The organism is Granulosicoccus antarcticus IMCC3135, from assembly GCF_002215215.1.
Lineage (GTDB): Bacteria > Pseudomonadota > Gammaproteobacteria > Granulosicoccales > Granulosicoccaceae > Granulosicoccus > Granulosicoccus antarcticus.
Genome location: NZ_CP018632.1, coordinates 3,252,781 through 3,277,084, shown reverse-complemented (window position 1 = coordinate 3,277,084; position 24,304 = coordinate 3,252,781). Strand labels below are relative to the sequence as shown.

23 protein-coding genes are annotated in these 24,304 nt (G+C 53.3%); 9 read left to right on the top strand and 14 right to left on the bottom strand.

Going from position 1 to position 24,304, the window contains the following annotated elements; translation table 11 throughout:
* The first annotated feature begins 14 nt into the window (after positions 1–14).
* Complete coding sequence (locus IMCC3135_RS14120; protein ID WP_088918213.1) at positions 15–1,724, top strand: Mur ligase family protein; 1,710 nt, start codon at positions 15–17, stop codon at positions 1,722–1,724.
* Between the two features lie 90 nt (positions 1,725–1,814).
* Here IMCC3135_RS14120 and katG read toward each other — a convergent pair whose 3' ends face one another.
* Complete coding sequence (gene katG / locus IMCC3135_RS14115; RefSeq protein WP_088918212.1) at positions 1,815–3,986, bottom strand: catalase/peroxidase HPI; 2,172 nt, start codon at positions 3,984–3,986, stop codon at positions 1,815–1,817.
* A 58-nt stretch (positions 3,987–4,044) separates the two neighbouring features.
* The gene (locus IMCC3135_RS14110) at positions 4,045–4,503 is read right to left on the bottom strand and encodes a Fur family transcriptional regulator (protein WP_088918211.1); all 459 of its coding nucleotides are present in this window, start codon (positions 4,501–4,503) and stop codon (positions 4,045–4,047) included.
* Positions 4,504–4,903: 400 nt separating this feature from the next.
* Here IMCC3135_RS14110 and IMCC3135_RS14105 point away from each other — a divergent pair, with 400 nt between their 5' ends.
* The 3 genes from IMCC3135_RS14105 to IMCC3135_RS14095 all read left to right on the top strand — a co-directional run bounded on the left by IMCC3135_RS14105 (position 4,904) and on the right by IMCC3135_RS14095 (position 8,476).
* On the top strand, positions 4,904–6,964 hold the full coding sequence (locus IMCC3135_RS14105) for a right-handed parallel beta-helix repeat-containing protein (RefSeq protein WP_088918210.1): 2,061 nt from the start codon (positions 4,904–4,906) through the stop codon (positions 6,962–6,964).
* A 212-nt stretch (positions 6,965–7,176) separates the two neighbouring features.
* Positions 7,177–8,058 carry an NAD(P)-dependent oxidoreductase gene (locus tag IMCC3135_RS14100; protein WP_088918209.1) on the top strand — a complete coding sequence of 294 codons (882 nt, stop codon included), beginning with the start codon at positions 7,177–7,179 and terminating at the stop codon, positions 8,056–8,058.
* Between the two features lie 97 nt (positions 8,059–8,155).
* On the top strand, positions 8,156–8,476 hold the full coding sequence (locus IMCC3135_RS14095) for a cupin domain-containing protein (RefSeq protein WP_088918208.1): 321 nt from the start codon (positions 8,156–8,158) through the stop codon (positions 8,474–8,476).
* 61 nt (positions 8,477–8,537) lie between these two features.
* Here IMCC3135_RS14095 and IMCC3135_RS14090 read toward each other — a convergent pair whose 3' ends face one another.
* The 11 genes from IMCC3135_RS14090 to IMCC3135_RS14040 are packed head-to-tail and all read right to left on the bottom strand — an operon-like array spanning position 8,538 to position 16,980.
* Positions 8,538–9,164 carry a glutathione S-transferase family protein gene (locus tag IMCC3135_RS14090; protein WP_088918207.1) on the bottom strand — a complete coding sequence of 209 codons (627 nt, stop codon included), beginning with the start codon at positions 9,162–9,164 and terminating at the stop codon, positions 8,538–8,540.
* 31 nt (positions 9,165–9,195) lie between these two features.
* Positions 9,196–10,887, bottom strand: a complete 1,692-nt coding sequence (locus IMCC3135_RS14085) for a Na(+)/H(+) antiporter subunit D (RefSeq protein WP_088918206.1) — start codon at positions 10,885–10,887, stop codon at positions 9,196–9,198.
* Positions 10,884–11,348, bottom strand: a complete 465-nt coding sequence (locus IMCC3135_RS14080) for a hypothetical protein (RefSeq protein WP_157735982.1) — start codon at positions 11,346–11,348, stop codon at positions 10,884–10,886. Before IMCC3135_RS14080 ends, IMCC3135_RS14085 begins: the two co-directional genes overlap by 4 nt.
* Positions 11,339–12,802, bottom strand: a complete 1,464-nt coding sequence (locus IMCC3135_RS14075) for a proton-conducting transporter transmembrane domain-containing protein (RefSeq protein ID WP_088918204.1) — start codon at positions 12,800–12,802, stop codon at positions 11,339–11,341. Before IMCC3135_RS14075 ends, IMCC3135_RS14080 begins: the two co-directional genes overlap by 10 nt.
* A complete protein-coding gene (locus tag IMCC3135_RS14070; protein ID WP_205738041.1) occupies positions 12,799–14,292 on the bottom strand; it encodes a monovalent cation/H+ antiporter subunit D family protein in 1,494 nt (497 codons plus the stop codon). The genes IMCC3135_RS14075 and IMCC3135_RS14070 overlap by 4 nt, the downstream gene beginning before the upstream one ends.
* The gene (locus IMCC3135_RS14065; protein ID WP_088918203.1) at positions 14,289–14,657 is read right to left on the bottom strand and encodes a cation:proton antiporter subunit C; all 369 of its coding nucleotides are present in this window, start codon (positions 14,655–14,657) and stop codon (positions 14,289–14,291) included. Before IMCC3135_RS14065 ends, IMCC3135_RS14070 begins: the two co-directional genes overlap by 4 nt.
* Positions 14,654–15,082 carry a Na(+)/H(+) antiporter subunit B gene (locus IMCC3135_RS14060; RefSeq protein WP_088918202.1) on the bottom strand — a complete coding sequence of 143 codons (429 nt, stop codon included), beginning with the start codon at positions 15,080–15,082 and terminating at the stop codon, positions 14,654–14,656. Before IMCC3135_RS14060 ends, IMCC3135_RS14065 begins: the two co-directional genes overlap by 4 nt.
* Before the next feature lie 30 nt (positions 15,083–15,112).
* Entirely contained in the window at positions 15,113–15,727 is a 615-nt protein-coding gene (locus tag IMCC3135_RS14055; RefSeq protein ID WP_169727460.1) for a DUF4040 domain-containing protein, read from the bottom strand.
* Entirely contained in the window at positions 15,727–16,200 is a 474-nt protein-coding gene (mnhG, locus tag IMCC3135_RS14050) for a monovalent cation/H(+) antiporter subunit G (protein WP_088918200.1), read from the bottom strand. Before mnhG ends, IMCC3135_RS14055 begins: the two co-directional genes overlap by 1 nt.
* Positions 16,200–16,481 (bottom strand): MrpF/PhaF family protein, encoded by a 282-nt coding sequence (locus tag IMCC3135_RS14045; RefSeq protein ID WP_088918199.1) that lies wholly within the window; start codon positions 16,479–16,481, stop codon positions 16,200–16,202. Before IMCC3135_RS14045 ends, mnhG begins: the two co-directional genes overlap by 1 nt.
* A gap of 1 nt (position 16,482) precedes the next feature.
* A complete protein-coding gene (locus IMCC3135_RS14040; RefSeq protein WP_088918198.1) occupies positions 16,483–16,980 on the bottom strand; it encodes a Na+/H+ antiporter subunit E in 498 nt (165 codons plus the stop codon).
* Positions 16,981–17,373: 393 nt separating this feature from the next.
* Between IMCC3135_RS14040 and IMCC3135_RS14035 the strand changes: the two genes are divergently transcribed.
* The 4 genes from IMCC3135_RS14035 (at position 17,374) to IMCC3135_RS14020 (ending at position 21,924) form a co-directional block, all read left to right on the top strand.
* Complete coding sequence (locus IMCC3135_RS14035; protein WP_088918197.1) at positions 17,374–18,804, top strand: sialate O-acetylesterase; 1,431 nt, start codon at positions 17,374–17,376, stop codon at positions 18,802–18,804.
* A gap of 254 nt (positions 18,805–19,058) precedes the next feature.
* Positions 19,059–20,444, top strand: a complete 1,386-nt coding sequence (locus IMCC3135_RS14030; protein ID WP_088918196.1) for a sialate O-acetylesterase — start codon at positions 19,059–19,061, stop codon at positions 20,442–20,444.
* 117 nt (positions 20,445–20,561) lie between these two features.
* A complete protein-coding gene (locus IMCC3135_RS14025; protein ID WP_088918195.1) occupies positions 20,562–21,578 on the top strand; it encodes an acyltransferase family protein in 1,017 nt (338 codons plus the stop codon).
* Between the two features lie 46 nt (positions 21,579–21,624).
* Entirely contained in the window at positions 21,625–21,924 is a 300-nt protein-coding gene (locus tag IMCC3135_RS14020) for a hypothetical protein (RefSeq protein ID WP_088918194.1), read from the top strand.
* Positions 21,925–21,983: 59 nt separating this feature from the next.
* Here IMCC3135_RS14020 and secF read toward each other — a convergent pair whose 3' ends face one another.
* Positions 21,984–22,922 carry a protein translocase subunit SecF gene (gene secF / locus IMCC3135_RS14015; RefSeq protein WP_088921845.1) on the bottom strand — a complete coding sequence of 313 codons (939 nt, stop codon included), beginning with the start codon at positions 22,920–22,922 and terminating at the stop codon, positions 21,984–21,986.
* A 351-nt stretch (positions 22,923–23,273) separates the two neighbouring features.
* Here secF and IMCC3135_RS14010 point away from each other — a divergent pair, with 351 nt between their 5' ends.
* Positions 23,274–24,281 carry a TerC family protein gene (locus IMCC3135_RS14010; RefSeq protein WP_088921844.1) on the top strand — a complete coding sequence of 336 codons (1,008 nt, stop codon included), beginning with the start codon at positions 23,274–23,276 and terminating at the stop codon, positions 24,279–24,281.
* Positions 24,282–24,304: the final 23 nt, after the last annotated feature.

Sequence of the window (24,304 nt, the reverse complement as noted above, 5' to 3'; positions counted from 1 at the left end):
AGGGTAGCGACAATATGGAACTGCTAGACACCCGTCGTTTGACGGGCCCCAACCTTGTCTTGAACGGCGCAGGCACTGTACTTGACGTGCGCTGCACCGACGAACAAGCTCGCACCCTTCTCCCTCTCTGGGAGAAAAAGGTTAGACAGATACTGACGCGTCTGGATTGGACAGGCGAGACAGTCGCCTGCACAAAACGCTTCAGTGGTATCAGCCTGGCCTTTACTGCGCCGCTTGACGCCTTGTACACCGCCGCTGAAATCAACGAATGGTGCTATGCCCGTTGCGCCATCGAGCTTGGCGTACCGTATGCCAACGCTGAAGGCAACTCTGTCGTGCTGGATCTTGAAGAACAACTCAAAGTCATTCATCAGGCCTTGGCACTGGAAGCCAATCCTCGTTTGATCCAGCTAGCAGCGATGGCAAGCGAAGAACAGGTATCAATGTTGTGGGACGACGATGAAGTATCGTTGGGCCTGGGGAAAAACGCCAGCGTCTGGCCAGTCAATGCTTTGCCAGATCCACAATCGCTGCCTTGGTCAACATATGATGATATTCCTGTCGGCATTGTGACGGGAACCAATGGCAAGACCACGACTGTCAGGCTCATCAGCCACATCCTCAAAGGCGCAGGGCACAGCGCAGGTTTCTCATCTACCGATGGCATTATGGTGAATGAGAATAAAATCGATTCAGGCGACTGGTCTGGTCCCGGCGGTGCGCGCTTGCTGCTTCGCCAGACTGAGCTCGACATCGCCATACTCGAGGCAGCGCGTGGCGGCTTGCTCAGACGTGGACTCGGTGTTGATCACGCCAACGTCGCACTCATCACCAATATCAGCGAAGATCATCTTGGCGATTTTGGTTCCGAGAACCTGCAGGAACTGCTGACCATAAAATGGATGATCAGCCAGACAGTTGCAGACAGCGGAGTGCTGATACTCAATGCCGATGACCCGCTACTAGTCAACAAGGCATCCGGGTTTAACGGAACTATTGTGTGGTTCAGTCTTTTTGCTGACAATTTACAGGTGCGTCAACACATCAAAAACGGTGGCATCGCCTATGTACAAGACGAGCAAAACCTTGTGCGCATGCAAAGCTCGGGCACTGACATCATCTGCGCTGTTGAGACCATCCCACTGACTCTCGGCGGCAAGGCCAGGCACAATGTCGCCAATGCACTTGCAGCGGTTGCCATGGCATCACAACTGGGTATCACCGATTCAGCCATCAAGCAGGGACTGCAGTCGATGTCCCTCAAGAACAACCCTGGCAGACTCAATCTTTACACGGTGGAAGGCGTGACTGTTGTGGTGGACTATGCCCATAACCCTGCAGGCATGCAAGCCATGGCTCAGTTTGCCCAGGCTCAAAAAGCGGCGCGTACACTCCTCGCGTTCAGCCAACCCGGTGATCGACCTGACTCACTCATCAGAGAACTCACCCGAGCTGCCTGGAAAATGCAACCTGACAAGGTGATTGTGTCGGAATTGGCTCACTACCATCGCGGCAGAAATCACGGTGAAGTGTTTGCCATCATTCAGGATGAGCTGTTGCGCTGTGGCGCACAAAAGGAGCAGGTGAGCCACTTTGATGAAGAGCTCGATGCCCTGCATTTTGCGCTTCAGTGCGCCGAACCGGGCGATCTTGTCGTGATGCTGGCACTGGCAGATAGCCAGTTGATTCAAGATGAACTCTCAGCACTATCCGCAGCGAACTAAAGCTCGTATTGAAACCGGCACGGGCGCCGTCTCCTGACTCACTACTCGATACAAGAGCCGCCCCGGTAGGAGCGGCTCTTTCGTTACGACTTAAGCTTGCAGATCAAATCGATCTGCGTTCATCACCTTGGTCCAGGCGGCGACGAAATCGCGTACAAACTTCTCGGCATTGTCGTCCTGAGCATAGACTTCCGCATAAGCGCGCAGGATTGAGTTAGAACCGAAAACCAGATCTGCACTGGTAGCCGTCCATTTAACAGCACCACTGCTACGGTCACGAATCTCGAAAGTGCTTTCGCCAGCAACCGGATGCCAGCTATTGCCCATATCAGTCAGATTAACGAAAAAGTCATTCGTCAACTGACCTTCACGATCAGTAAAGACACCGTGCTTTGAATCACCGTAGTTGACACCCAGTACTCGCAGACCACCCAACAACACGGTCATCTCAGCACCAGTCAGACCCAGCAACTGCGCCCGATCCAGCATCAATTCCTCAGGTCCAACAGCGTACTGCTCCTTCTGGAAGTTACGAAAACCATCAGCCAGTGGCTCCAGAACCGAGAAACTATCAGCATCAGTCATCTCATCGGTCGCATCCCCACGTCCCGGTGCGAATGGCACAGCAGTGCCTTGACCGGCAGCTTTGATGGACTGCTCAAGACCAACGTTACCAGCAAGCACAATCACATCAGCAACAGAGGCACCAGTATCAGAAGCTATCTGCTCCAGTACTGCCAGCACTTTAGCAAGTCGTTGTGGCTCGTTACCCATCCAGTCTTTCTGTGGAGCCAGACGAATTCTTGCACCGTTTGCACCACCACGCTTGTCAGAGCCGCGATAGGTTCGAGCACTGTCCCAAGCTGTTGCAATCAGCTCTACAGCTGACAAATCACTAGCAGCAATTTTTGCTTTCACAGCATCAACATCGTATGACGTTGAACCTGCAGGGATAGGGTCCTGCCAGATCAGTACTTCAGCAGGCACATCAGGCCCGAGATAGTTGGATTTTGGTCCCATGTCACGGTGTGTGAGCTTGAACCAGGCGCGAGCAAACGTGTCGGCAAAATAGGCAGGATCAGCCATGAACTTCTGGCAGATTTCATTGTAGACAGGGTCAACTTTCATCGCCATGTCGGCATCAGTCATCATGGGATCGCGACGAATCGACGGATCAGATGCATCTACCGGCTTTGCACTTTCTGGCATATCGACAGGCTTCCACTGATGTGCGCCTGCTGGAGATTTTGTCAGTTCCCACTCATAGTTGAACAGGTAGTCGAAATAACCCATATCCCACTTGGTAGGATCGTAGGTCCACGCACCTTCAATGCCTGAGGTAAACGCATCAGCCGCCTTCGCATCCTGGCCCGGGTTAGCCCAGCCTAAACCTTGCGCATCAACACCAGTAGCTTCTGGCTCTGATCCGATGTTGGCGTGATCGCCACCACCATGCGCCTTACCTACTGTATGACCACCGCAAGTGAGCGCTGCAGTTTCTTCATCGTTCATTGCCATACGGGCAAAGGTTTCACGTACATGCAGAGCTGTGCGTGCAGGATCAGGAACCCCGTTAACACCTTCTGGGTTGACGTAGATCAGGCCCATATGAACCGATGCCAGCGGGTTATACATAGTCGATGGCTCATCCAGATCGCCGTATCGATTAGCACTGTCGGCTAGCCACTCGTTTTCAAAACCCCAGTTGATGTCAGTCTCTGGACCCCAGATGTCTGCACGGCCAAAACCATAACCGAAAGTCTTGAGACCCATGGATTCATAAGACAGGGTTCCGGCCAGTACAATCAGATCGGCCCATGACAGTGCATTACCGTATTTCTTCTTGGCAGGCCACAACAGACGGCGCGCTTTGTCCAGACTTGCATTATCAGGCCAGGAGTTCAGTGGGGCAAACCGGATATTGCCTGAACCTGCACCGCCACGTCCGTCACCCATACGGTATGAACCTGCAGAGTGCCATGCAAGACGAATCATCAGACCACCATAGTGACCCCAATCTGCTGGCCACCATTCCTGACTATCAACCAACAGCGCCTTGACGTCTGCCTTGACCGCTTCATGATCCAGAGCTTTTACCGCGGCCCGATGGTCATAGTCCAGGTCCATCGGATTAGTACGTGCGCCGTGCTGGTTCAGAATGTCCAGATTCAGAGCTTTTGGCCACCATTTGGTAACCGAGTTTTCTGTTGATGTGTTACCGCCGTGCGCAAAGGGACAGCCGCCTGTAACTTCTTTATTCATAAGTATCTCCGGGTATTGAGTTTTGTGTTGATTTTGATGGTTGTGATGCTGTTGAGATTTACGTGTCGTTGGTCGTTTTGTTCTGGCAAGCCGGACAAAATCCCCAGTACGTCACTTCTGCCTCGTCTATTTTGTAACCGTGATCGTGCTCTGCTATCAGACAGGGAGCCTTCCCCACCGCACAGTTGACGTCAATCAGACTTCCGCATTGACGGCATGCCAGATGGTGATGGTTATCTACACGATGTTCGTAGCGGGCAGCAGAACCCGCCGGTTGAATTCGTCGGATGATTCCATGCTCGGACATCACCTTCAGCGCATCGTAAACAGCCTGACGGGAGATGACTCCTAACTCCATCCTGACCGCCTTGCAAATATCATCTGCAATCGCGTGAGGCGATGAACAAACGGCCTGATAGACAGCCAATCGCTGTGCCGTGACCTGGAGACCCACAGCCTTGAGCGCTTTTGGCACGTCAACTGTGTATTGATCTTGGCTAATTTCAGATTTGTTCATGATTCAATCATAAGGCCAATTCTGGACGATGTCAAGATGATGAAATAAAAATTTGTCGACGCAATACACAAAACTGGTTTCTTTGGATCTATGTATTGACCAGAGGCTTTTGGAAACGAACCCGCGAACCAGCAGAAAGTGAGTGAACAGTTGCGAGTCGGCAAACAGTGGGCGAACACAGAAGCGACATGACGGCTTTCAATGTTTAGCGGTCTTGCCCGGCACTGAGTGCTGATTCCGCAGGAGCGTGACCATCCACTGCCCACTCCAGAACAGACAAGCGCTCAAGCCATTACTGAGGTTGCCGATATCTACCGCATGAGCAGAACACCCTCAGGGTGATCTTGCATGTCGCAAAAAGCGTGGAAAAAGTGACGAGCGATCAGAGCAAATTCACATATTGAAACACCTCAGCATCATCACACTGCTCAGCCTGACACTGACAGCCTGTGGATCAGGCAGTTCGAATGGCCCGGACAACACTCACACAACTGGCCAGACCAGTGACAACAATGCCCCCGAAAATCAGAATCAATCATCCAACCCGGGTAACGCCGAAAGTGCCGCAAATATAAATCAGTCTCTCGAAATAGAGGCACGTGACGACGTGGTAGCCACAGCCGTTGTAGTTAGAGGCAGACGTTATCAATATGACCAAGCGCCGATTCAGGACTGGTATGACGCTGTCCTGAGCGGCAATGCAAGCTGGTCGACACATGCACGCCCCAATGGATGTGAAATTCTCGAAGATGACCCCACAGGTAACACCCTGCGTTGCATGAACCCCTTCGACAACACGTATTCGGGGCTCTCCGTTGAAGGCTCTGATCAGATCTTCTTCCACCCGCTCTTCATCGATACACCTATTGATGCCGAGATCCTTGTGGATATTGCCTATGGTGCCACCGAGACCGATCGCACGCCATCCGACAACTTTGCCAGCGTCAGTATCTCGCACGTTGAGAATCCGACCGCTGCATTCGGCATCGACGCACCCATAGCCATACTCAGCCATCCCGACGAGTCAGTGATGCTATCCATCCTTCTGACACAACCAGCCAACGCGTATCCACGCGATGCACAGCTGATCATCGACTTGCCAGATCAAATGGCAGCGACATCAGCGCAGGTGGCAAGAGAAACGAATGTCTCCGAAGAAACATACGCACCGATTGACTGCAACTTTGGCGTTGCAGTTATCTGCGATGTGTCCAACATCAAGCCCGATATCAACTATCAGGTAGAGCTACACTTGCTCGCCAGCGCACAGAGCACAGATCCGATTCGCCTCAGCTTCGCAAACGTCAATCCTGATGCTGGCGACCCTGTTGCAAGACGGGATATTCACGTCGAACACGTTCGCTCGATGCTCGTTATCCAGGCTATTCTGGACAATGCCGAAGCCGGCAGCACGGTCGTGTTACCGCCAGGTGTTTTCGGCGGTGCGCTGGATGGACATGGGAAGCGTCTCAATGTGAACGGTGCTGCGGGAGACGAGCCGACGGTTCTGCTGGCAGGCATCGAGGCACCCCTACTCGTCGGAGCAGGTCCGCGGACCACCTGGTCCGGGCTAGAGATGCGCTCGTTCGGCGCACCGATAATTGGTTTGGTAGGTGCAAACTTCACATTGGCCAATAGCGTGATAGAACCGGCGCTGCCCGATATACACTCCCTGCCAGATGGACTGGTGGCTCCCCACAACCCAACATCGTTGCGACTGTTGAACAATACGATACATCACTGGGGTTCGACAGAATCAGGCACCTGTCACCGACTGCTTGAAGTCACGATGCATCGTGCAGCCTTATACCTGCAACACAACCTGTTCGAAAACAACGTTTGCGACATATTGATCGAATCCACGTTGCTTCCAGGCGATTTTTCCAATGATAGGGACAATGTGTGGTTGTACGCCACCAACAACACCTTCGTTGATAACCCGAAGCTAATCCGCCTGGCTGGCGACCCCGAAACATGGCGTACACTGGTGTTTCGGAACAACATTGTGACCGGCACTGATGTACTGCTGGATATCAGTGATGAACTGCTTGATGATGAGGAGCAGCGACCTTGGCTTTTGACTTCAAATAACCTGCTGTGGAAAAATGGCGCTGAAACAATGCTCAATGCAAGACAGGCCACCCTGCCTCGAGTTTTCGTCGAGTTACCTGACTTGCATGCCGACCCTCATTTCATTGATCCGGCAAATAGCGATTACCGATTGGCTGCCTTCTCCCCCGCTCTCGATGCAGGTACGTTCCCTGGTGAATACCGTTGGCTGAAAGAGGCCATATTCTGCATAAGCTCAAGACCCATCAATTGTGCAGGATTTTACGACGAACCTGAATTCTCGGAAACGGACTACCCACAACCCGGACCGGAGGCGGTTATTCAGCCGGTTGACGGCAATGGAGATGGGACCGCGGAGTATGATATTGGCGCTTTCGAGTATCGACCTTGAAATTCGCGACCAAAGCGATTTGATTCAAGCCCTATCAGCTCAAACACGCCGCGCGAGCCAGGTTGAAGAAACCATCTAATCTGGCTAATCGATGCTGTACTCATAGTAACCTTCAATCAAAAGGCTCACAGTGATTGCCTGAGCGCAAACATGTGTATACTCTGCACTCTAATCTACCATACTAGTTTACACCACACCTTCAGGAGTCAGTTATGTCCAAACCAGTTATCGGTTTTATCGGCCTCGGCCTCATGGGCAGCAACATGGTCGAATGCCTGCAAAAGAACGGCTTCGAACTGAATGTAATGGACCTCAACAAGGATGCCGTTGCAGCCGTTGTCGCCCGCGGTGGCGCCACTGAAGTCACCTCGCCTGCCGAACTGGCTGCAGCCAGTGACATCGTCATGCTTTGCCTCACTACCTCTGAAGTCGTTGAAAAGCTGATCTATGCCGATGATGGCATTCTGGCTGGCATTAAAGAAGGCAGCGTGCTGATCGACTTCGGTACATCCATCCCTGCCTCTACTCGCAAGATCGGCGCAGACCTTGCCAAGAAAGGCGCAGGCATGATCGATGCTCCACTGGGTCGTACACCTGCCCATGCAAAAGATGGACTGCTCAACATCATGGCAGCTGGCGACAAGACAACTTTCGACAAAGTGAAGCCGGTTCTTGACGTCCAGGGCGAGAACATCTTCTATCTGGGCGCACTCGGTGCCGGTCACACAACCAAGCTGATCAACAACTTCATGGGCATGACCACCGTCTGCACCATGTCACAGGCATTCGCCGTTGCTGATCGCGCCGGTGTTGACCGTCAACAACTCTTCGAAATCATGTCTACGGGTCCGTCCAACTCCCCGTTCATGCAATTCTGCAAAAACTACGCAGTAGACGGCGTGAGTGATCTGGGTTTCTCCATTGCCAACGCTAACAAGGATATCGGTTATTTCCTCGAGATGGCCAAGGACCTGGACACACGTACCGAGATCGCTGAAGGTACTTCATCCAACCTGAAAGCTGCTGTTGAAGCTGGCATGGGCAATGGCAACGTACCGGAAATATTCGACTACTTTCTCAAGCTCAAGAAATAAGTCATACAATGACTTAGTGATCCCGCGCTCCCATTCAGGGGCTGAAGCGCGGGATCCAAAATCTGCTGTAAATGGCTGAATCACTCGGAGAGAAACAATGTTTGTACATAATAAAGATGTAGCACTGGATGACCTGGGCGATGGTGTCAGCCGTAAAGTTCTGGCCCATACAGACAACATGATGTCTGTAGAAGTCTATTTTGAAGAAGGTGCTGTTGGCGCAATGCACAACCACCCGCACGAACAGCTAACGTATGTACTGTCCGGTGAGTTCGAGTTCACGATTGGTGATGAAACCCAAGTGGTCACGGCCGGCGACACCATGTACAAGGAACCCAATATCATGCACGGTTGCCGCTGCCTGAAAGCCGGCACTCTGATTGATACCTTTACACCGATGCGTCAGGACTTCATGTAAGACGCCAAGCGCTTTGCCCTCTATACGGAGGGCAACTCAGAAAAAAGTCCTGATACCTTGATCACTCTGGCGCCGCCAGTAGCTGATAAGGGTGCTGCCACCCATCCAGAGAAGCAATTCTCTGCAGCCAGGCCTGCACTGCCGGTGGCACAGTAACCTTGGCCTCATCGGCAAAAACAAGGTAGCCGCACAGGCAAAAGTCAGCAATGGTAGGGGCATCCCCGCCCAGCATCCAGTCTCGCCCATCCTGCAAGCTCGTTTCCAGCATGTTGACGTCCTGCTCATAGCGTGACATCAACCAGGCTGCAGCACCTTCCAGTGACGCATCAGCGTCGAACTTCTGCAGGACACGCAGCTGCGGCAAGCACATGCCAATCCGATTGGCCTCCCACACCAGCCACTCGGCACAGGCATTGAGCGTCTCGCTGTCTTCACCACCCAGCAAACCCGTCTGCCGGGCAAGGTGCAGCAATATGGCATTTGATTGCACATAGGCTTTGCCCTGCTCCACAAGCACAGGTACTTCACCAAAGCGTGAGTGCTTGCGAAATTGCTCAGAGCGCTGATCACGTGGTTTGAAAATATCCACGTATTCATAGTCGTGCTCTATGCCTGCAACACACAGGCATAGACGCACTTTGAACGCATGACCGGAGTCAGGGTGACCAAACAGCTTTCTGTGCAACATGACGGTTGAACTCAATTCAGGTCATGTAAATCTATAACAGATTGAGCACCAGCACCGCACACATGAAGATGATGACAACAAACATCATGCTGGCAACACTCCAGCCACGAGCCAACGGTGCACCCGGCCGAGCCAGGCGCTCGATGGCACCACAGCTTGCTCCCACGATCGACAGCAGTACCTGACGAGCTCGCAAGTTCAAGCTCACCACACTCTCGACCACCGCTGGCAGCAAGGACGGTATCCATTTGCGATAGACCACATCCGAATCGATATTCGTCGCCCGAACCTCAGGTGGATGAATTCGCTTCTTCATGAGGAACACAAAGGCCAGTAACGCAAATATCAGCAATTGCATTTGCACCAGCACATGATCAACCGTGTACGGCTGATATTCAATTTCGTATGGCAACAGTGCATACAGCAGCCCTGGAAAGACACCGATGATGATGCACAGCGCGGCTGTCACGATCATGGCAATTCGCATATGAATCGGTGCTTCAGCCGGTCGCTTGCCACTGTCGTGAGCAAAGAAAGTGAAGTACGGAATCTTGATACCCGAGTGACTCATGACACCTGCAGAGGCTACCAGCAAGGCTAGCCACACCACGTAATAACCATTGGAAGCAGAAGCATCAAGAATCAGCGATTTGGAGACGAAGCCACTGAACAGTGGGAACGCCGATATCGATGCGGCTCCGACCAGACAACACACCATGGTGACAGGCATCGTCTTGTACAGCCCCCCTAGTTCCGAGGCCTTGGAGGTGCCTGTTCGATACAAGACAGCCCCCACAGTCATGAACAACAGTGATTTATAGAGTATGTGGGCAAAGGCATGCGCCGCCGTACCATTAATGGCAAGCTCGGTTCCGATACCGATACCCACCACCATGAATCCAAGCTGGTTGTTAAGGCTGTAAGCCAGAACGCGCCGCAGATCGTTCTCGATTTCTGCAAAGAATATCGGGAACAACGTCATGATGGCACCGATGTAGATCAGGATTTCAGTGCCGGCATAGCCACGAGCGAGCGCATAGATCGCCATCTTGGTTGTAAACGAGGACAGTATGACCGTGCCGGTAACGGTGGCAGCCGGATACGCATCCTGCAACCAGTTGTGCATGAGCGGGAACGCACACTTGATTCCAAAAGAGAGGAAAATAAGGAAGGTGCCCGTACTGACCAGACCCAAGTGCTCAAATGCTATTGAACCGGTGTCGTTGTAATGCACCAGCAATCCTGCCAGTAGCAAGACGCCAGAAAGCACCTGGATAATGAGATAGCGCATACCCGTTGAATAGGCCGCAGGTGTACGTCTAGCCCAGATCAGAAATACGGAGGCAACAGCTGTGCCCTCCCACCATAGAAACAGACTGATCAGATCACCGGCAAACACACCACCGATGGCCGAACCGGCATAAGCCAGTGTGGCTACTTGCTGGATAGTGTCGCGCACATGCCAGGCATACAGACCGCCCAGAAAAGCGGCTATCGAGAAAATAATGCTGAATATCAGCGATAGTTTGTCTATTCGCATGAAGGTCAGATCGAAGCCGACGACTGACAACACAGCGTGATCGCCCATCGGGTAGGCAAGAATGACCATCAGGCCAAAAATCGGCACACCCAGCAACAACAGCGCTCGCAATCGAGACGGCAAGAACGGACAGATCAGAGCCGCCAGCAGATAGATGAACGGCGGAGCCATTATGGTACTCATGATGACGCACCTCCCTGGCCGTTATCCTGACTTTCACTCTTTGGCTTGCGCCCCAGCATTTCATCACGCAAAGTCATCAGGGATTCCTGTGTCCTATCGGCATGCGACAATCGTTCGGTACCCGCCTCAGGGTATTCTTCCGAATCGACACCATCAGGTGCGTAAAAATTTTCATCCCGTCGAATGAGCAGTCGCAATGCACGCGCACCAATCACGATGACAGTAAAAGATAGAAAACCGGCAATGGCATGAAAGCCGTAAAAGCCCTCACCCGGCACCTTGACGTGCCGGTGCCAGACGAAATCCATCAGGAACAGGAACACGCCCAACCACACCAGGTACTTGATGAACCGGTCTACACCGGAGGCTGAATCGGCCCAGAGAAAGTAGCGGGCTAGCGGCGCCACCGACTCCGGCGTATCCGCACCGGAGTCAGTGTGTTTGTCTGTTGTCATCGCCATTGAATCAGTCCGATCAGTTCGGTCAGCGGCCGTGGGAAGAGGAAGAGCACAACACAGGTGGTTGCAGTCAGAGCGATTGCCCAGAGACAGGCATAGGGAGCTTCCTGCCAGGTCGCTGTTTCACCGGGTGCAAGATCCGGATCAGGCTTGAAGAATGCCCGTAGAGGAATGGGCAGCAGATAGGCGATATTAAGCAAGGTACTGAGCATCAGCACGCCTATCCAGATAAGCGTACCGCTATCCAGAGAGCCTCCGGCAATCATCAATTTACTCCAGGCCCCGCCTGCAGGTGGCAAACCGATAATGCTGAGAGCACCGATAAAGAAGGCTCCCATCGTCAATGGCATGCGACGCCCGATACCATCCATCTTGGATATCTCGGTCTTGTGCAGAGCGACCATGATGGCCCCGGCACAGAAGAACAGCGTGATCTTGCCAAAGGCATGCATGACTATATGCAGGACCCCACCGCTGACCGACATGACGGTCGCCAGTAAGGCTGCCATGATGATGTAGGACAGCTGACTGATGGTCGAATAGGCCAGTCGTGCTTTCAGGTTGTCCTTGGTGAAGGCGACGATGGACGCTGCCAGCACGGTGAACCCGGCCACTGGCAATAACCAGTAAGCGGCACCACTGATGCTCACCGTATCGATACCAAAGGTATAAGTGACGATTTTCAGGACACTGAATACACCGGTCTTGACGACAGCCACCGCGTGCAACAAGGCACTGACGGGAGTCGGTGCGACCATGGCCGCTGGCAGCCAGCGATGAAAAGGCATGATGCCGGCCTTGGCAATACCAAAGACGAACAACGCCATCATCACAGCCAATGCGCCTTTACTCAGCCCTGAGTCCGCCAGCACACCACCGGGAACAAAGTCCAGAGTGCCTGCCGCCGCTGCGACCCAGATGATGGCCGGCAGCAGAAAACCGATCGAAGTTGACATCAGGATGCCCAGATAAAGTCGTCCGGCCTTGCGTGCGTCATCCCCACCGGCATGGGTCACCAGTGGGAAGGTTGATATGGTGATCACCTCGTAGGCGACGAAAAGAGTCAGCAGGTTATCGGCATAAGCCGCTCCCATGACCGCTGCCAGAGCCAGAGCAAAGCAGACATAGAAGCGTGTCTGGTTGATCTCGTGATGCCCGCGCATATAGCCAATGCTGTAGACGGTTGTGACCACCCACAGGAAGCTGGCCAGCAGACCGAAAATGACGCCCATGGGTTCGGCCGACAGTTTCAGTGAAAAATCGGCCAGCATGGCCAACTCGCCACTCTCCACCGGAATACCGGCAGTCACATCGCTGTAGATACGACTATTCAGCAGTAGCAAAACCAGACCGGCAATGATGATCGAGGCTTCACGCAGGTTCTTGCGCCCTTCACCGAAATAGATGATGAAAGGGATAACCGCCAGAGGCGGCAACAGTGTCCAGAGCGGATTCATCGAAAACCACCGAGTAGCTGAGAGGCAGCCTGTCCAGCCACCTCAAGAGTGGCACCGCCGTTGATACCGAAATAGAGACCGACTATTACCAGCACATACATGGGCACCAGCATACTTAACGGTGCCTCACTCATGCCGGTCGTCGACTCTGGCGCGCCTTCCCGTGACTTGCGAAACAGCATGACCTCGATGACGCGACCGATATAGATCACCGCCATCAGAGAACTGATCAGAATCAGGGCAGCAATGCCCCACCAGCCCTTCTCCATGGAAGCCTCAATCAGCGTGAACTTGCTGACGAAGCCGACGGTCAGAGGCACACCGATCAACCCCAGGCCAGAGATGATGAAAGCCACGCACGTAAAGGGCATTTTCTTCATCAGATTGTCCAGCGACGGTGTATGCGTGTGTCCGACTTGATAAAGGATGCAACCCACCGCCATGAACAGGCTCGTCTTGACCATTGCATGATTGATGACGTGCACGATCCCAGCTGTCAGGCCTGCCTGGGTTGCCAGAGAGAAGCCTGCCACCATGTACCCGATCTGGGCGACACTTGAATAGGCAAGCATGCGTCGCAGATCTGTCTGGAACATCGCGACCAGCGACATCAGGACAAAACCTGCCACTGCTGCTGGCAGTAACACACCGTTGAGCAGATGCTGACCGAAGCTGTACTGCGTGCCAAAGATACTGAAAAAGAACCTCAGTAAAATATAGAGAGAGACCTTCGTGGCGGTACCCGCCAGAAAAGCTGTCGCAGCAATGGGTGCGTAAGTATAGGAGTTTGGCAGCCAGGCATGCAGAGGAAACACCGCCGACTTGATGAGCACACCCAGAGTAATGAAGCTGAAGGCAACCAGCACGGCTCGCTGCGATTCGCTCTCGGGAATGCGTGCAGCAAGATCAATCATGTTCAGCGTGCCGGTGGCGGCGTACAAAAAGCCGATCCCGATAAGAATGAAGGATGCTCCGACACTGCCCAGCACCAGATAGCGAAAGCTGGCCGTCAGCGCCCGCTTGTCCTGCCCGAAGGAGATCAGCGTATACATGGCCAGAGAGCTGATTTCCAGGAAGACAAACACATTGAATGCATCACCGGTTATCACGATACCCATCAGTCCGGTGACACACATCATCCAGGCGGAATAAAACAGGTACTGCTTGCCCAGCGGTACGACCTTGCCCACGCTGCGGTAGGCATAGCTCAGTACCAGCGCACTGATGCCGGATATCAGCACCAGCATGGCCGCGTTCATGGCATCTATATAGTATTCAATACCTGTAGGGGCTGCCCAGCCACCCAGCGCATAGCGGATGACACCGGTGTCGAGCACCTGATTCAATAACAGAATGGCGTTGATGAAGACAAACGCATTGGCAACCATGGCAATAGCCCAGGCTCCCCTGGGATTGCGGACCATGACGCAAATCGGGGCTGCGACCAGGGTGACCATGATCTGCAGCGCGGGTAACTGTTCGATAGTCAAGCGTCTGGCTCCGCGGCTTCGATGACTTTAATCTCATCTTCCTCAATGGTTCCGTACGCTTCGTAAATACGTACGATCAGTGCCAACGCAACAGCCGTGGTGGCTACTCCCACCACAATTGCCGTCAGAATAAGTACATGTGGCAGCGGGTTGCTGTACACGACTCCTGGCTCGTCCATCAGTATGGGAGCCGTGCCGCCATCAACCTTGCCCATCGTGATGTACAAGTAGAAGATGGATGTCTGAAACAAACCCAGACCGATGATTTTCTTAACCAGGTTGTAGCGTGCAATCATGATGTACAGGCCTGCCATCATCAGCACAATGACAATCCAGTAGCTGTAGAGTCCGATAAGATTACTCATCGTTTGCTGGCGAATCCGTAAAACAGGGTCACCATGACAGCCGTCACGGTAATACCCACACCCAGCTCAACAGCAAAAATTCCCCAGTGCTGTCCGTGCAAGGGATCGTGAGCCAGCACGTCGTAGTCGAGCAAGGTGCCGCCGAACAACATGGTGACCAACCCCGTTCCGGCATACAACAGGACACCGGATGCCATCATGAAGCGCAGGACAGTCGGCGAAAGTACGGCGCGGGTTCTCTGCAGGCCGAAAATCAACCCATGCAGAATAAAGGCACTGGCGAAAATCACGCCTGCCTGAAAACCACCACCAGGACCATAGTCCCCGTGGAATTGAACATAGAGGCCAAACATGAGCACGAACGGTATGACCAGTTTGGTCACTACCTGCAGTACACGATGGCGCTGTCGAGGATAAAGTTTCACGAGTGTTGCTCTGTATTAACCTTGTTAGAGTTACTCAGCCCTTTCTGCGAGAAAATCGTCAGAGTCAGGGGCTGGCGTGTCGCCGGGAGCATGTTCGGGGGCGTCATCTTCAGGGCGTCGGCGCTTGAGACCCAGCAGACTGAGCACCGCAACTCCGGCAGCGAAGACCACCAGGGTTTCACCCAGGGTGTCGTAACCCCGGTAGCTGGCCAGTACGGAGGTGACAATGTTTGGTGGACCCACTTCGGCACCTGATTGCTCAAGAAAACGCACAGCCAGATCCGGATGAGTCTGCGCCGCCGAGATTGCACTACCAAAGTGCGGCATATCCAGGGTGCCGTATATCAAAAGTCCACCAGTGACCACGACAAAAACCAGCGCCAGCCAACTATCGTGACCGCGTGGCTTCTGCTCATGTTTGGTAAACGACAAGGCGCCCAGGAACAGGATCGTGGAGACCCCCGAACCGACCGCCGCCTCGGTAAAGGCCACATCCACGGCATCCATGACAACGAAGGCACTCGCAGCCGTCAGACTATATGCACCGAGCAAGATAACGGCCCCGAGCAGATCACGCAAAACGATGATGCCAATGGCGATAATAGCCAGAAACGTCAGCAGGACAATAATGATGAAGGTATCCATCAGCTGTTACCTCCATCTGAATGAGACGAGCGCGTCTTTCTGTGTTTGCGCGTCTCTTCGAGTATGACTTCAGCATCCTGACCCGATTGGTAGTCTGCTGTTCGCGAACGGGCCATCAAGGTTGCCTCTTCGGGTGAATCGAGGATGGGCTTGCCATCTATGTCTACCGGTACCAGTCCACTCAACAAAGCGGTCTTTGCCAACGCGTGCGACGCTGTCGGTGCAGTGAATAGCGTGAAGAACATGATCAGCAACACCTTGATAGCTGCCATGGCACTGCCAAACACGAAAACTGATTGCAATATTAGTGCTAGCGATATGAAGATCGCCCCACCTGTATCAGTAACACTGCCCGCATGCAGTCGGGTGTACAGATCCGGCATGCGAATCATGCCAACCGCACCGGTTACGACAAACACACAACCGATGAGTAGAAGTACCCAGCTTACGCTCCAAACAATCCAGTCAATCATCAGAAATCATCCTCCTGATAAGCGCCACTTCCCAGGTCGTCGTACTCGAAAAACTTGAGCACGGCGATGGTTCCGACGAAATTGATCAGGGAGTAGACCAGCGCAATATCCAGAAACTCCGGCCTCCCAGTCATGAATCCGTGCACGGATATCAGCAAAACAGTCTTGGTTCCGAACGAGTTGACCGCCAACAGACGATCGAACAACGTAGGTCCCAGCAGCGCACGGGTCAGTGTCAGCGCCATGGTAATCAGCAGCGCTATCGTTACAGCAATGAACATATCAGCGGTTCCTGAAATGCAGGTGAGGTTCCACGTCCCGGATGTGCGCAGCCATATCACCTTTTTCGAGCTCCGCCAGACTGTCCTCGTGCAGGGCATGCACCAGAATTTCGTCATTGGGAGTAAAGTTGATGGTGGTGGTTCCGGGCGTCAGAGTGATGGAGTTTGCGTAGATGACTCGCCCCAGCTCGGTATCTGGTGTGGCCGCTACGCGACGCAAGGTAGGTTTGATATCCAGTTTGCGCGACCAGACACGGCGCGTGACATCCACATTACTGAGGAAGATCTGCCAGACCAGCCAGGCCCAATACTCCAGGATGTGCAAGAAACGGAAATAGATGGGTTGTCCGCGATGTTCCAGCACTCGCATCCGGACGGCCAACCAGACCACCACAGCGACAGAGAGAACTCCGAGAATCAACAGCATCGGCTTGAACATGCCTGACAGTAATAGCCAGAGGCACGCCATCGTCGCAGTCAGCCTTAATGTTTGTGTCATGAAGCTAAGCTAATGGTTGATAAAAAATAGTGTGAAGCACTGCATGGTTCCAACTCTATCATGACACCGTGGCAAAGCTGCATGTCGGTGTCCACCACAAATCGGCGGCCATAGTGTCAGAAGAACGTAATAATCTGTTGCAGTGTAGATAGTTGGGTAGTTTGACCCCCAGAAAAAGCATCGCTCTCTGCTAGACTCGCCGCCATCAATGGTTACTCGACGGCGATAAACTAGTTGTCGGCAACCCATGCCTTTTCATGAACTTAAGCGCCACCCACTAGTCTAGTACGTAAGCCGATTCTTATCGAGATTCAGTCTCACCTGACCCATCTTTTGCAGGTTCACAGGCAACGTCCTTTGGCCAACACTCAATTCGTTTTAAAAATAAAGCCAATGCCTATTTCTGAATTTGTTCGCACACCCACTCGACTATCTCAGCAACTTTTGCTGCTTGCAGGCGTCAGCCTGGCCCTGGTCAGCTGCGACAGCGACCTGCAGACCAGCAGCACTCCAACCACGGGTACGCCGGTTGTTGTACCCTCAACCGGCGCCGGCGGTGGTACCAGCAATAGTAGCCTGAGCCTGCAGGTCGGTGACGGCCAGATAACACTGACAGAGGGTGAAGATGCCATCAGCGTCCCGGTCAGCGTTACCCGCAGCGCCGCCTCCACAGGGGTCGTAGAGCTTAGTGTTACAGGCGCCAGTGCTTCTGATGAGAATCAGATGACCGCCACATTTTCGCAGGCCCAACTGGCCGCTGACGAATCCTCAACCAGCCTGTCCCTGCAACTGGCAATCGATGCACTTCCGATTCAGGCACAGACACGCAGCTTGACCGTAACAGCCTCCATTGACGGCTCGCCAGTACTCAGCACTGACGTCGATATTGCAGTGACTCCGACTAATCGACCTGATGTCTATTTGCTGGTTGGCCAAAGCAACATGGTCGGCTTCAGCGAAGATGCCTCCAAGCTGGCAAGTACTGGCGGTCTGGATGCTCCAAACGCACGCATCAAACAGTTGAATGTAACTGGTAACGATGGCGAGAATTTCGCCACCGCTGCAGACTTCACCACGGCTGCCAGCGTGTTCAACGAAGGTATGCCCGTGTCGCCTGCTGTCGATCCGCTGCACGATGGCTATGATACGAACATCGAAGGCAAGAGCGGCCAGCGCATCGGGCCTGCATTGTCATTCGCCAAACGGGCACTGCTTGATACAACCGCTGAAATCGTACTGGTACCAGCTGCCTGGTCAGATACCGGATTTTGCAAGCGCGATACCAATCGCCTGCCAGGCGTTGGCTGGAACGCTACAGCCAAAAACAATGCAGCACTTGCCGGCACACTACTCTATGAGCGCGCTGTCCTGCGCGCCAATGTTGCACTGGCTGAAACCGATGGTGTTTTACGAGCCATTCTATGGCACCAGGGTGAAGCGGATTCCGATGATGCAGGTTGTGCAGAGACCTATGCAGACAACCTGATGGAGCTTGTCACAGCATTACGCACCAACATTGACCAGGATGCACGCGGTGCCGTCGCACGCGGCCCCAATGCTGAACTGCCCTTCATCGTCGGCACCATGTCGATGGGCTCTGATGCCTTCAGTGACCAGACACCGTTTTCAGACCTCAAACAACTCGTCGACGATACTCACCGCAATATCGCCAACCTGATCCCACTGTCTGATGTTGTGAATAATGACGACCTGATACCTGACGCCTATCCTTGCGGCGAAGGCTCTTGCATCCACTTTGGGGCAGCGGCCTACCGGGAAATGGGTAACCGTTACTATCAACAGTTATTCGAATTAATGCAGTAAGTTCTTGTGGCAGACGTCACAAAAACTTCTATCATCTGAGCGCGAGTCTGATCTTTTCCCCACAAGCTGACGTGGATTACCACTGTCAGCGCAAGTCGGCAATAGGCTCCGCTGAAAGCTCGCCGCAGGCTTATTGAGAGCGTAATGAAAGCTCACGATGGCTTGGCCGCTAACTGTGCCAAACGAATGCACCCTGCACGCCAGTTACGTCCTCACCCGCAAGCAACCGGCGTGCTGCTTGCTTAACTGATCTGATGAATAGTGTGATTACTACCTTTACCCAATTTTCCAATAAATCGCGAATAGCCGTACTGCTAGCCAGTCTGTTTCTGCTGGCTGGCTGCACCGACGACGATGTCGATACAGACGATAGCGGTCTACTATCCAACGATAACTTCGAATTACGCTCCCTGGCAACACAGCTGACACTGGTTGAAGGTGACGAGGCCGGACTGCGAATACCGCTGGAACTGGACCGCAACGACGAGCACGACGACGCTGTCGATCTGAGCATCATGGGCGTCTCAACCGCCGATGCAGCCTTTATCAGCAGCAGCTTCACACGCCTGACACTGACGCCCAGCGAAGACAACAGCGAAATGGTGTTGAACCTTGCCATCGCTGATCAGCCTCTCATGCCCCAGCAACGCAGCTTTATCATCACGGCAAGCGATGGTACGAATAGCGACGAATTGCTGCTAGAGATCAATGTCGAACCTGTCGATGCGCCCGATGTCTACTTGCTCGTAGGCCAGAGCAACATGGTTGGCTTCAGTGGCGATGGAACTCGCGAAGCTTTGCCTGGTGGTCTCGATGAGACCAATCCACGAATCCGACAACTGAATGTCAGCAAGAACGATCGGGAAACCTTGTTCCTGTCGGAAGCGGATTTCACCTCACCGACACTCAACGTGGTTCCACCCAGCATAACAACGGCCGAAGATCCGCTACATGTGCCACTGGATCCATCCAATGACTCCGGCAAAGACCTGGAATACATCGGTCTGGGACTGAGTTTTGCCAAACGTGCGCTGCTCGATACCACCAAGGAAATCGTTCTGGTTCCTGCGGCCTGGTCCGGCTCGGCCTTTTGCACCAATGACGACGGCCCCAATGGACAGTGGAATGCCGAACCCACCGATAACCCGGAACTGGGAAACACCTGGCTGTTTGATCGTGCGGTTACTCGCGCCAACCTGGCACTGGCTGAAACCGGCGGCATTCTGCGCGGCATCCTGTGGCATCAGGGAGAGTCGGATTCCAATGAGCGCTGTGCACAATTCTACTCAGATAATCTCGAAAAACTGGTCACACAACTTCGTGTCAGTATCGATCCGGACCGACGTGGTGCCAGCTTGCGCCAAGCCGACAGCAACATACCTTTCATCGTTGGAACCATGTCACGTGGCAGCGATGAGCGCGGCGATCTGTCAGTCTTTCCACCGGACAAGGAGCTGGTCAGCCTGGCTCTGCAGAACTTGCCTGCCAACATCCCCTTCACCGAACTGTCTAACCATGATGACCTGACACCGGCAAACGGTTATCCTTGTGGCAATACCACCTGCGTACACTTTGGTGCCGCAGCTTTGCGTGAGATGGGCAATCGCTACTACGATGCATTACTCAGAACCGCTCCCTGAGCAGCTCTGCTCGTAGCGCTTGCTCAAGCACCTGAAAGTTGTGACACAAGTTTTCCCGAGTGACTTCTTTCAGCTGCTATAACTTCACCATAGCCGTACATTGCCGATAATCCTTTCATGAGACTGCATGCACTCCAGTACCTGCGAGCTGTAGCGGCGTTAGCCGTGGTGTATAGCCATACGGTTATCCAGGTAGCGGACTATCAGCAATATCTGACTGATGCCGGAAGTTTCGGAGTTGATATTTTCTTCGTCATTTCCGGCTTCATCATGATCTATATTGCAAAGCCGAGCGATACTCCTGTAAATTTCTTTATCCACCGGATCCGTCGCGTAGCGCCGATGTACTGGTTTTTCACTCTGTTGATGGCAGCCATATTACTGGCGATGCCCAGCGTCTTCAAAAACACCGTTTTCGATGTGAAGGCAATGTTCCTGAGCCTGGCTTTCATTCCACACTGGAGCCTGGCCCATACAACGGAAGCCTGGCCTATCGTGGCTCCCGGCTGGTCCCTGAACTTCGAGATGTATTTCTATCTGATTTTCGCCGTGTCGCTTTTCTGTGCACAGCGATTCCGTATAGCTTTCATCACATTGGTTATCACGGCTGTCTTTCTGATTGCAACCGTACTCAATGATGGCCAGTCAGCCATAGCGGAGTTTTTCAGCAAGTCTCTGGTATTCGAATTCATACTGGGCATGCTACTGGCGGTCGCCTTTAAACGCGGCTTTCGACTCCCTCCTGCAACCGCGGCCTGGTTGCTACTGCTCGCCAGTTGCGTATTGCTGATAAAACTGCCGCTGCCACGTATTTTCGAATACGGCATCCCCTCCTTTCTGGTGGTCATGGCCTGTCTTTACGTCAAGATTGGTGAGCACCGTTGGGCGGTGCTACTCGGCGATGCCTCCTACGCTCTGTATCTGAGTCATATTTTCACGCTCGGCGTATTGCGCAAATTTGTAGCACCGCACCTGGGAACCGGAGAAATGGCGGCCTACCTTTTCGTGCTCATCTCACTGATTGTCTGCACCCTGGTCAGCGTTGTCATTCACAAATACGTCGACAACTGGCTATTGCGACACGAAAGGCTCAGCTGGGCGCACAAAGAGACGCCTGCTACCAGTAAAGCGTGATGGTGATCGCCGTGCTGAGCTCACCACTGGCGCTACACTGCCAGATATGAATACCAGCAAAACCATGCCCGACTACGCCAAGCTGTTTGCGCTTGCAGCCGGCAATCGTCTGGCAGAATCCGGGAGCCGCAAGACCACTCGCAACGGTACGAGTTACGAGGTCCGCTGGCTGGATGAATACGATCCGAATGATCGGCTGGTAGGCCGTTTTCGGACCTGGACCAACCAGCTACTCAAGCCGCCCTATCGCAAGCAAGTTGGCTGGGAGAGGTTCTCCCTCTCCGGTGAAATGCTGGATCGTGAAGTGCGGTATTCGAGGCGCAAGACAGAGGATTATCTTCATTAAGAGGAAGGTCATCCGACTCGCAAATCACGGGGTCAGCGTGCAGGGATAAATGCCGATGTCTAAGGCAAACTATCCAATTCGGTACCTTCTTTTTCTACCGGCAACAGATCCTCACGTGAGATGCCCATGGCCTTGACCGTCATACTGGCAACAAAGATGGACGAATAGGTTCCATAACCAATCCCTATCAGCAGTGCAAGGGCGAAACCATGAATGGTCGGTCCACCAAGCAGCAACATGGACACTACCACCATCAACGTGGTGCCTGACGTGATCAGGGTACGAGACAGCGTCTGGTTGATCGCATCGTTCATGACTTGCTCGGGGCTGGCATCTCTTATTTTGCGAAAATTCTCGCGAATACGGTCATACACCACGATGGTATCGTTCAGCGAGTAGCCAATGACCGCCAGCAAGGCTGCCAGAACCGTCAGGTTGAACTCGATGCCGAACAAGGCGAAAAAGCCAATGGTCACGATGATGTCGTGCACGGTTGCAAGGATGGCCCCTACCGCAAACTTCTTCTCATAACGCATCCACACATAGACAGCGATAGCGCCCAACGCGATCAGGATAGACAGTCCGCCCTTCTCCCGCAGCTCCTCGCCAACCTGAGGCCCTACAAAATCGACACTGCGCACACTGATGGATGAATCGCTGGTGGTTTTCAGGGCCGTTAATACCGTCTGGGAAATGGTATTGGCGGCAAGCCCCTCCTGGGGTGCGATCCGAACCAGAACGGATTTTGCAGTTCCAAAATTCTGCACCAGAGTATCGCCCAGTTCAGCAGTTTCAAGTGCAGTCCGGATGGTGGGCAGATCGGGGGATTCCTGATAGGCCAGCTCCATGGTATAGCCGCCGGTGAAATCGACACCCAGGTTCAGACCCATGCCAAAGATGGCGACAAACGACAGCACCATCGTGATGCCAGAAAACCATGTGGCCAGTTTCTGCCGGCCCATGAAATCAAAATTCGTGCCCTCAAACAGACTGTGCATTTTGACACTACGATCAGGATCGCAGCCTTTTTTCCACTTCCAATTCTGGCGAAATGTCATCAACAATCGAGGAGGTTGAACCTTGTACATTTTTGTCCTGGTCTTCGCGCAGAGGCGGGTATCAACGCCCACAGGAGCGCAGGCGAACGCGCGAATTGTACGCCTGCGCAATCCCTCGAAAGTTACATAGTAGACAAAGAAAAATCAGCCAATCAGCTCTCTGAGAAGTAACTATTAAAGTGCTTGGATTGGGAGCATATTGCCCCGACTAACAGTCTGACCCTTCGGCAAACACCGCGTGTGTTACCGAAGGCTTTGCGCCGTGAGCGCTTCTTTTGGATGGTACAAACGTTGGACATTCTGTTCTCGGACTTTCTCGGCAAACCGCTATGGAGCTGGTTGGGATTTCTATTGTTGGTCGCTGGCCTGTTGGCCTTTGATCTGGGTATCTTGAACCGTAAGACACATGAGATCGGTGTACGCGAAAGCCTTATGCTCTCCGCGTTCTACATCACGATCGGTGTGTCATTCTCAGTCTGGATCTGGTACTTCATGGGTCAGTCAGCAGCGATGCTGTACCTGACCGGCTTCGTCGTCGAGAAGAGTCTGTCTCTGGACAACATCTTCGTCATGGCGCTGATCTTCACCTACTTTGGTGTCCCAAGAATTTATCAGCACCGCGTACTGGTGTTCGGCATTATTGGCGTCATTCTGCTGCGCGGCATCATGATCGGCGCGGGCGCTGCTGTGGTTGCCCGATTCGAATGGGTACTGCTTCTGTTCGCAGCCTTTCTGATATTCACCGGCGTGAAGATGCTGATGAGCGACGATAGTGAATACGACGTCTCGACGAATCCTGTGCTGCGATTCATGCGCCGCCGGTTTCGGGTAACCGATAGCATTGAAAGCGATCACTTCTTTGTACGCCAGCCGGATCCTGTAACCGGCCAGATGGCTTTGTTCATAACACCCCTACTTCTGGCTCTGGTCATGGTGGAGCTGGCCGATGTGATTTTCGCAGTGGACTCCATCCCTGCTATCTTCGCGCTCACCACCGATCCCTACATAATCTTTACCTCCAATATATTTGCCATCCTCGGTTTGCGAGCCCTCTTTTTTGCCTTGTCCGCCATGCTGCACCGATTTGCCTATTTGCAAACTGCCCTGTCACTGGTACTCGTTTTCATCGGCGGTAAAGTTGTCATTGCCCATCTGCTTGGTATCGACAAGGTACCCGCGGCGTTGTCGCTCTCAGTGACCGCTTTCATTCTTGTTGGGGGAGTGGTGTATTCGCTATGGCGGACGCGTGATGATGCGCAGAAGATGGTGGCTGGTGTTGAGGTGAAGAAGGCGGCGTGATGGATTGGCGATCTGTAGATCGA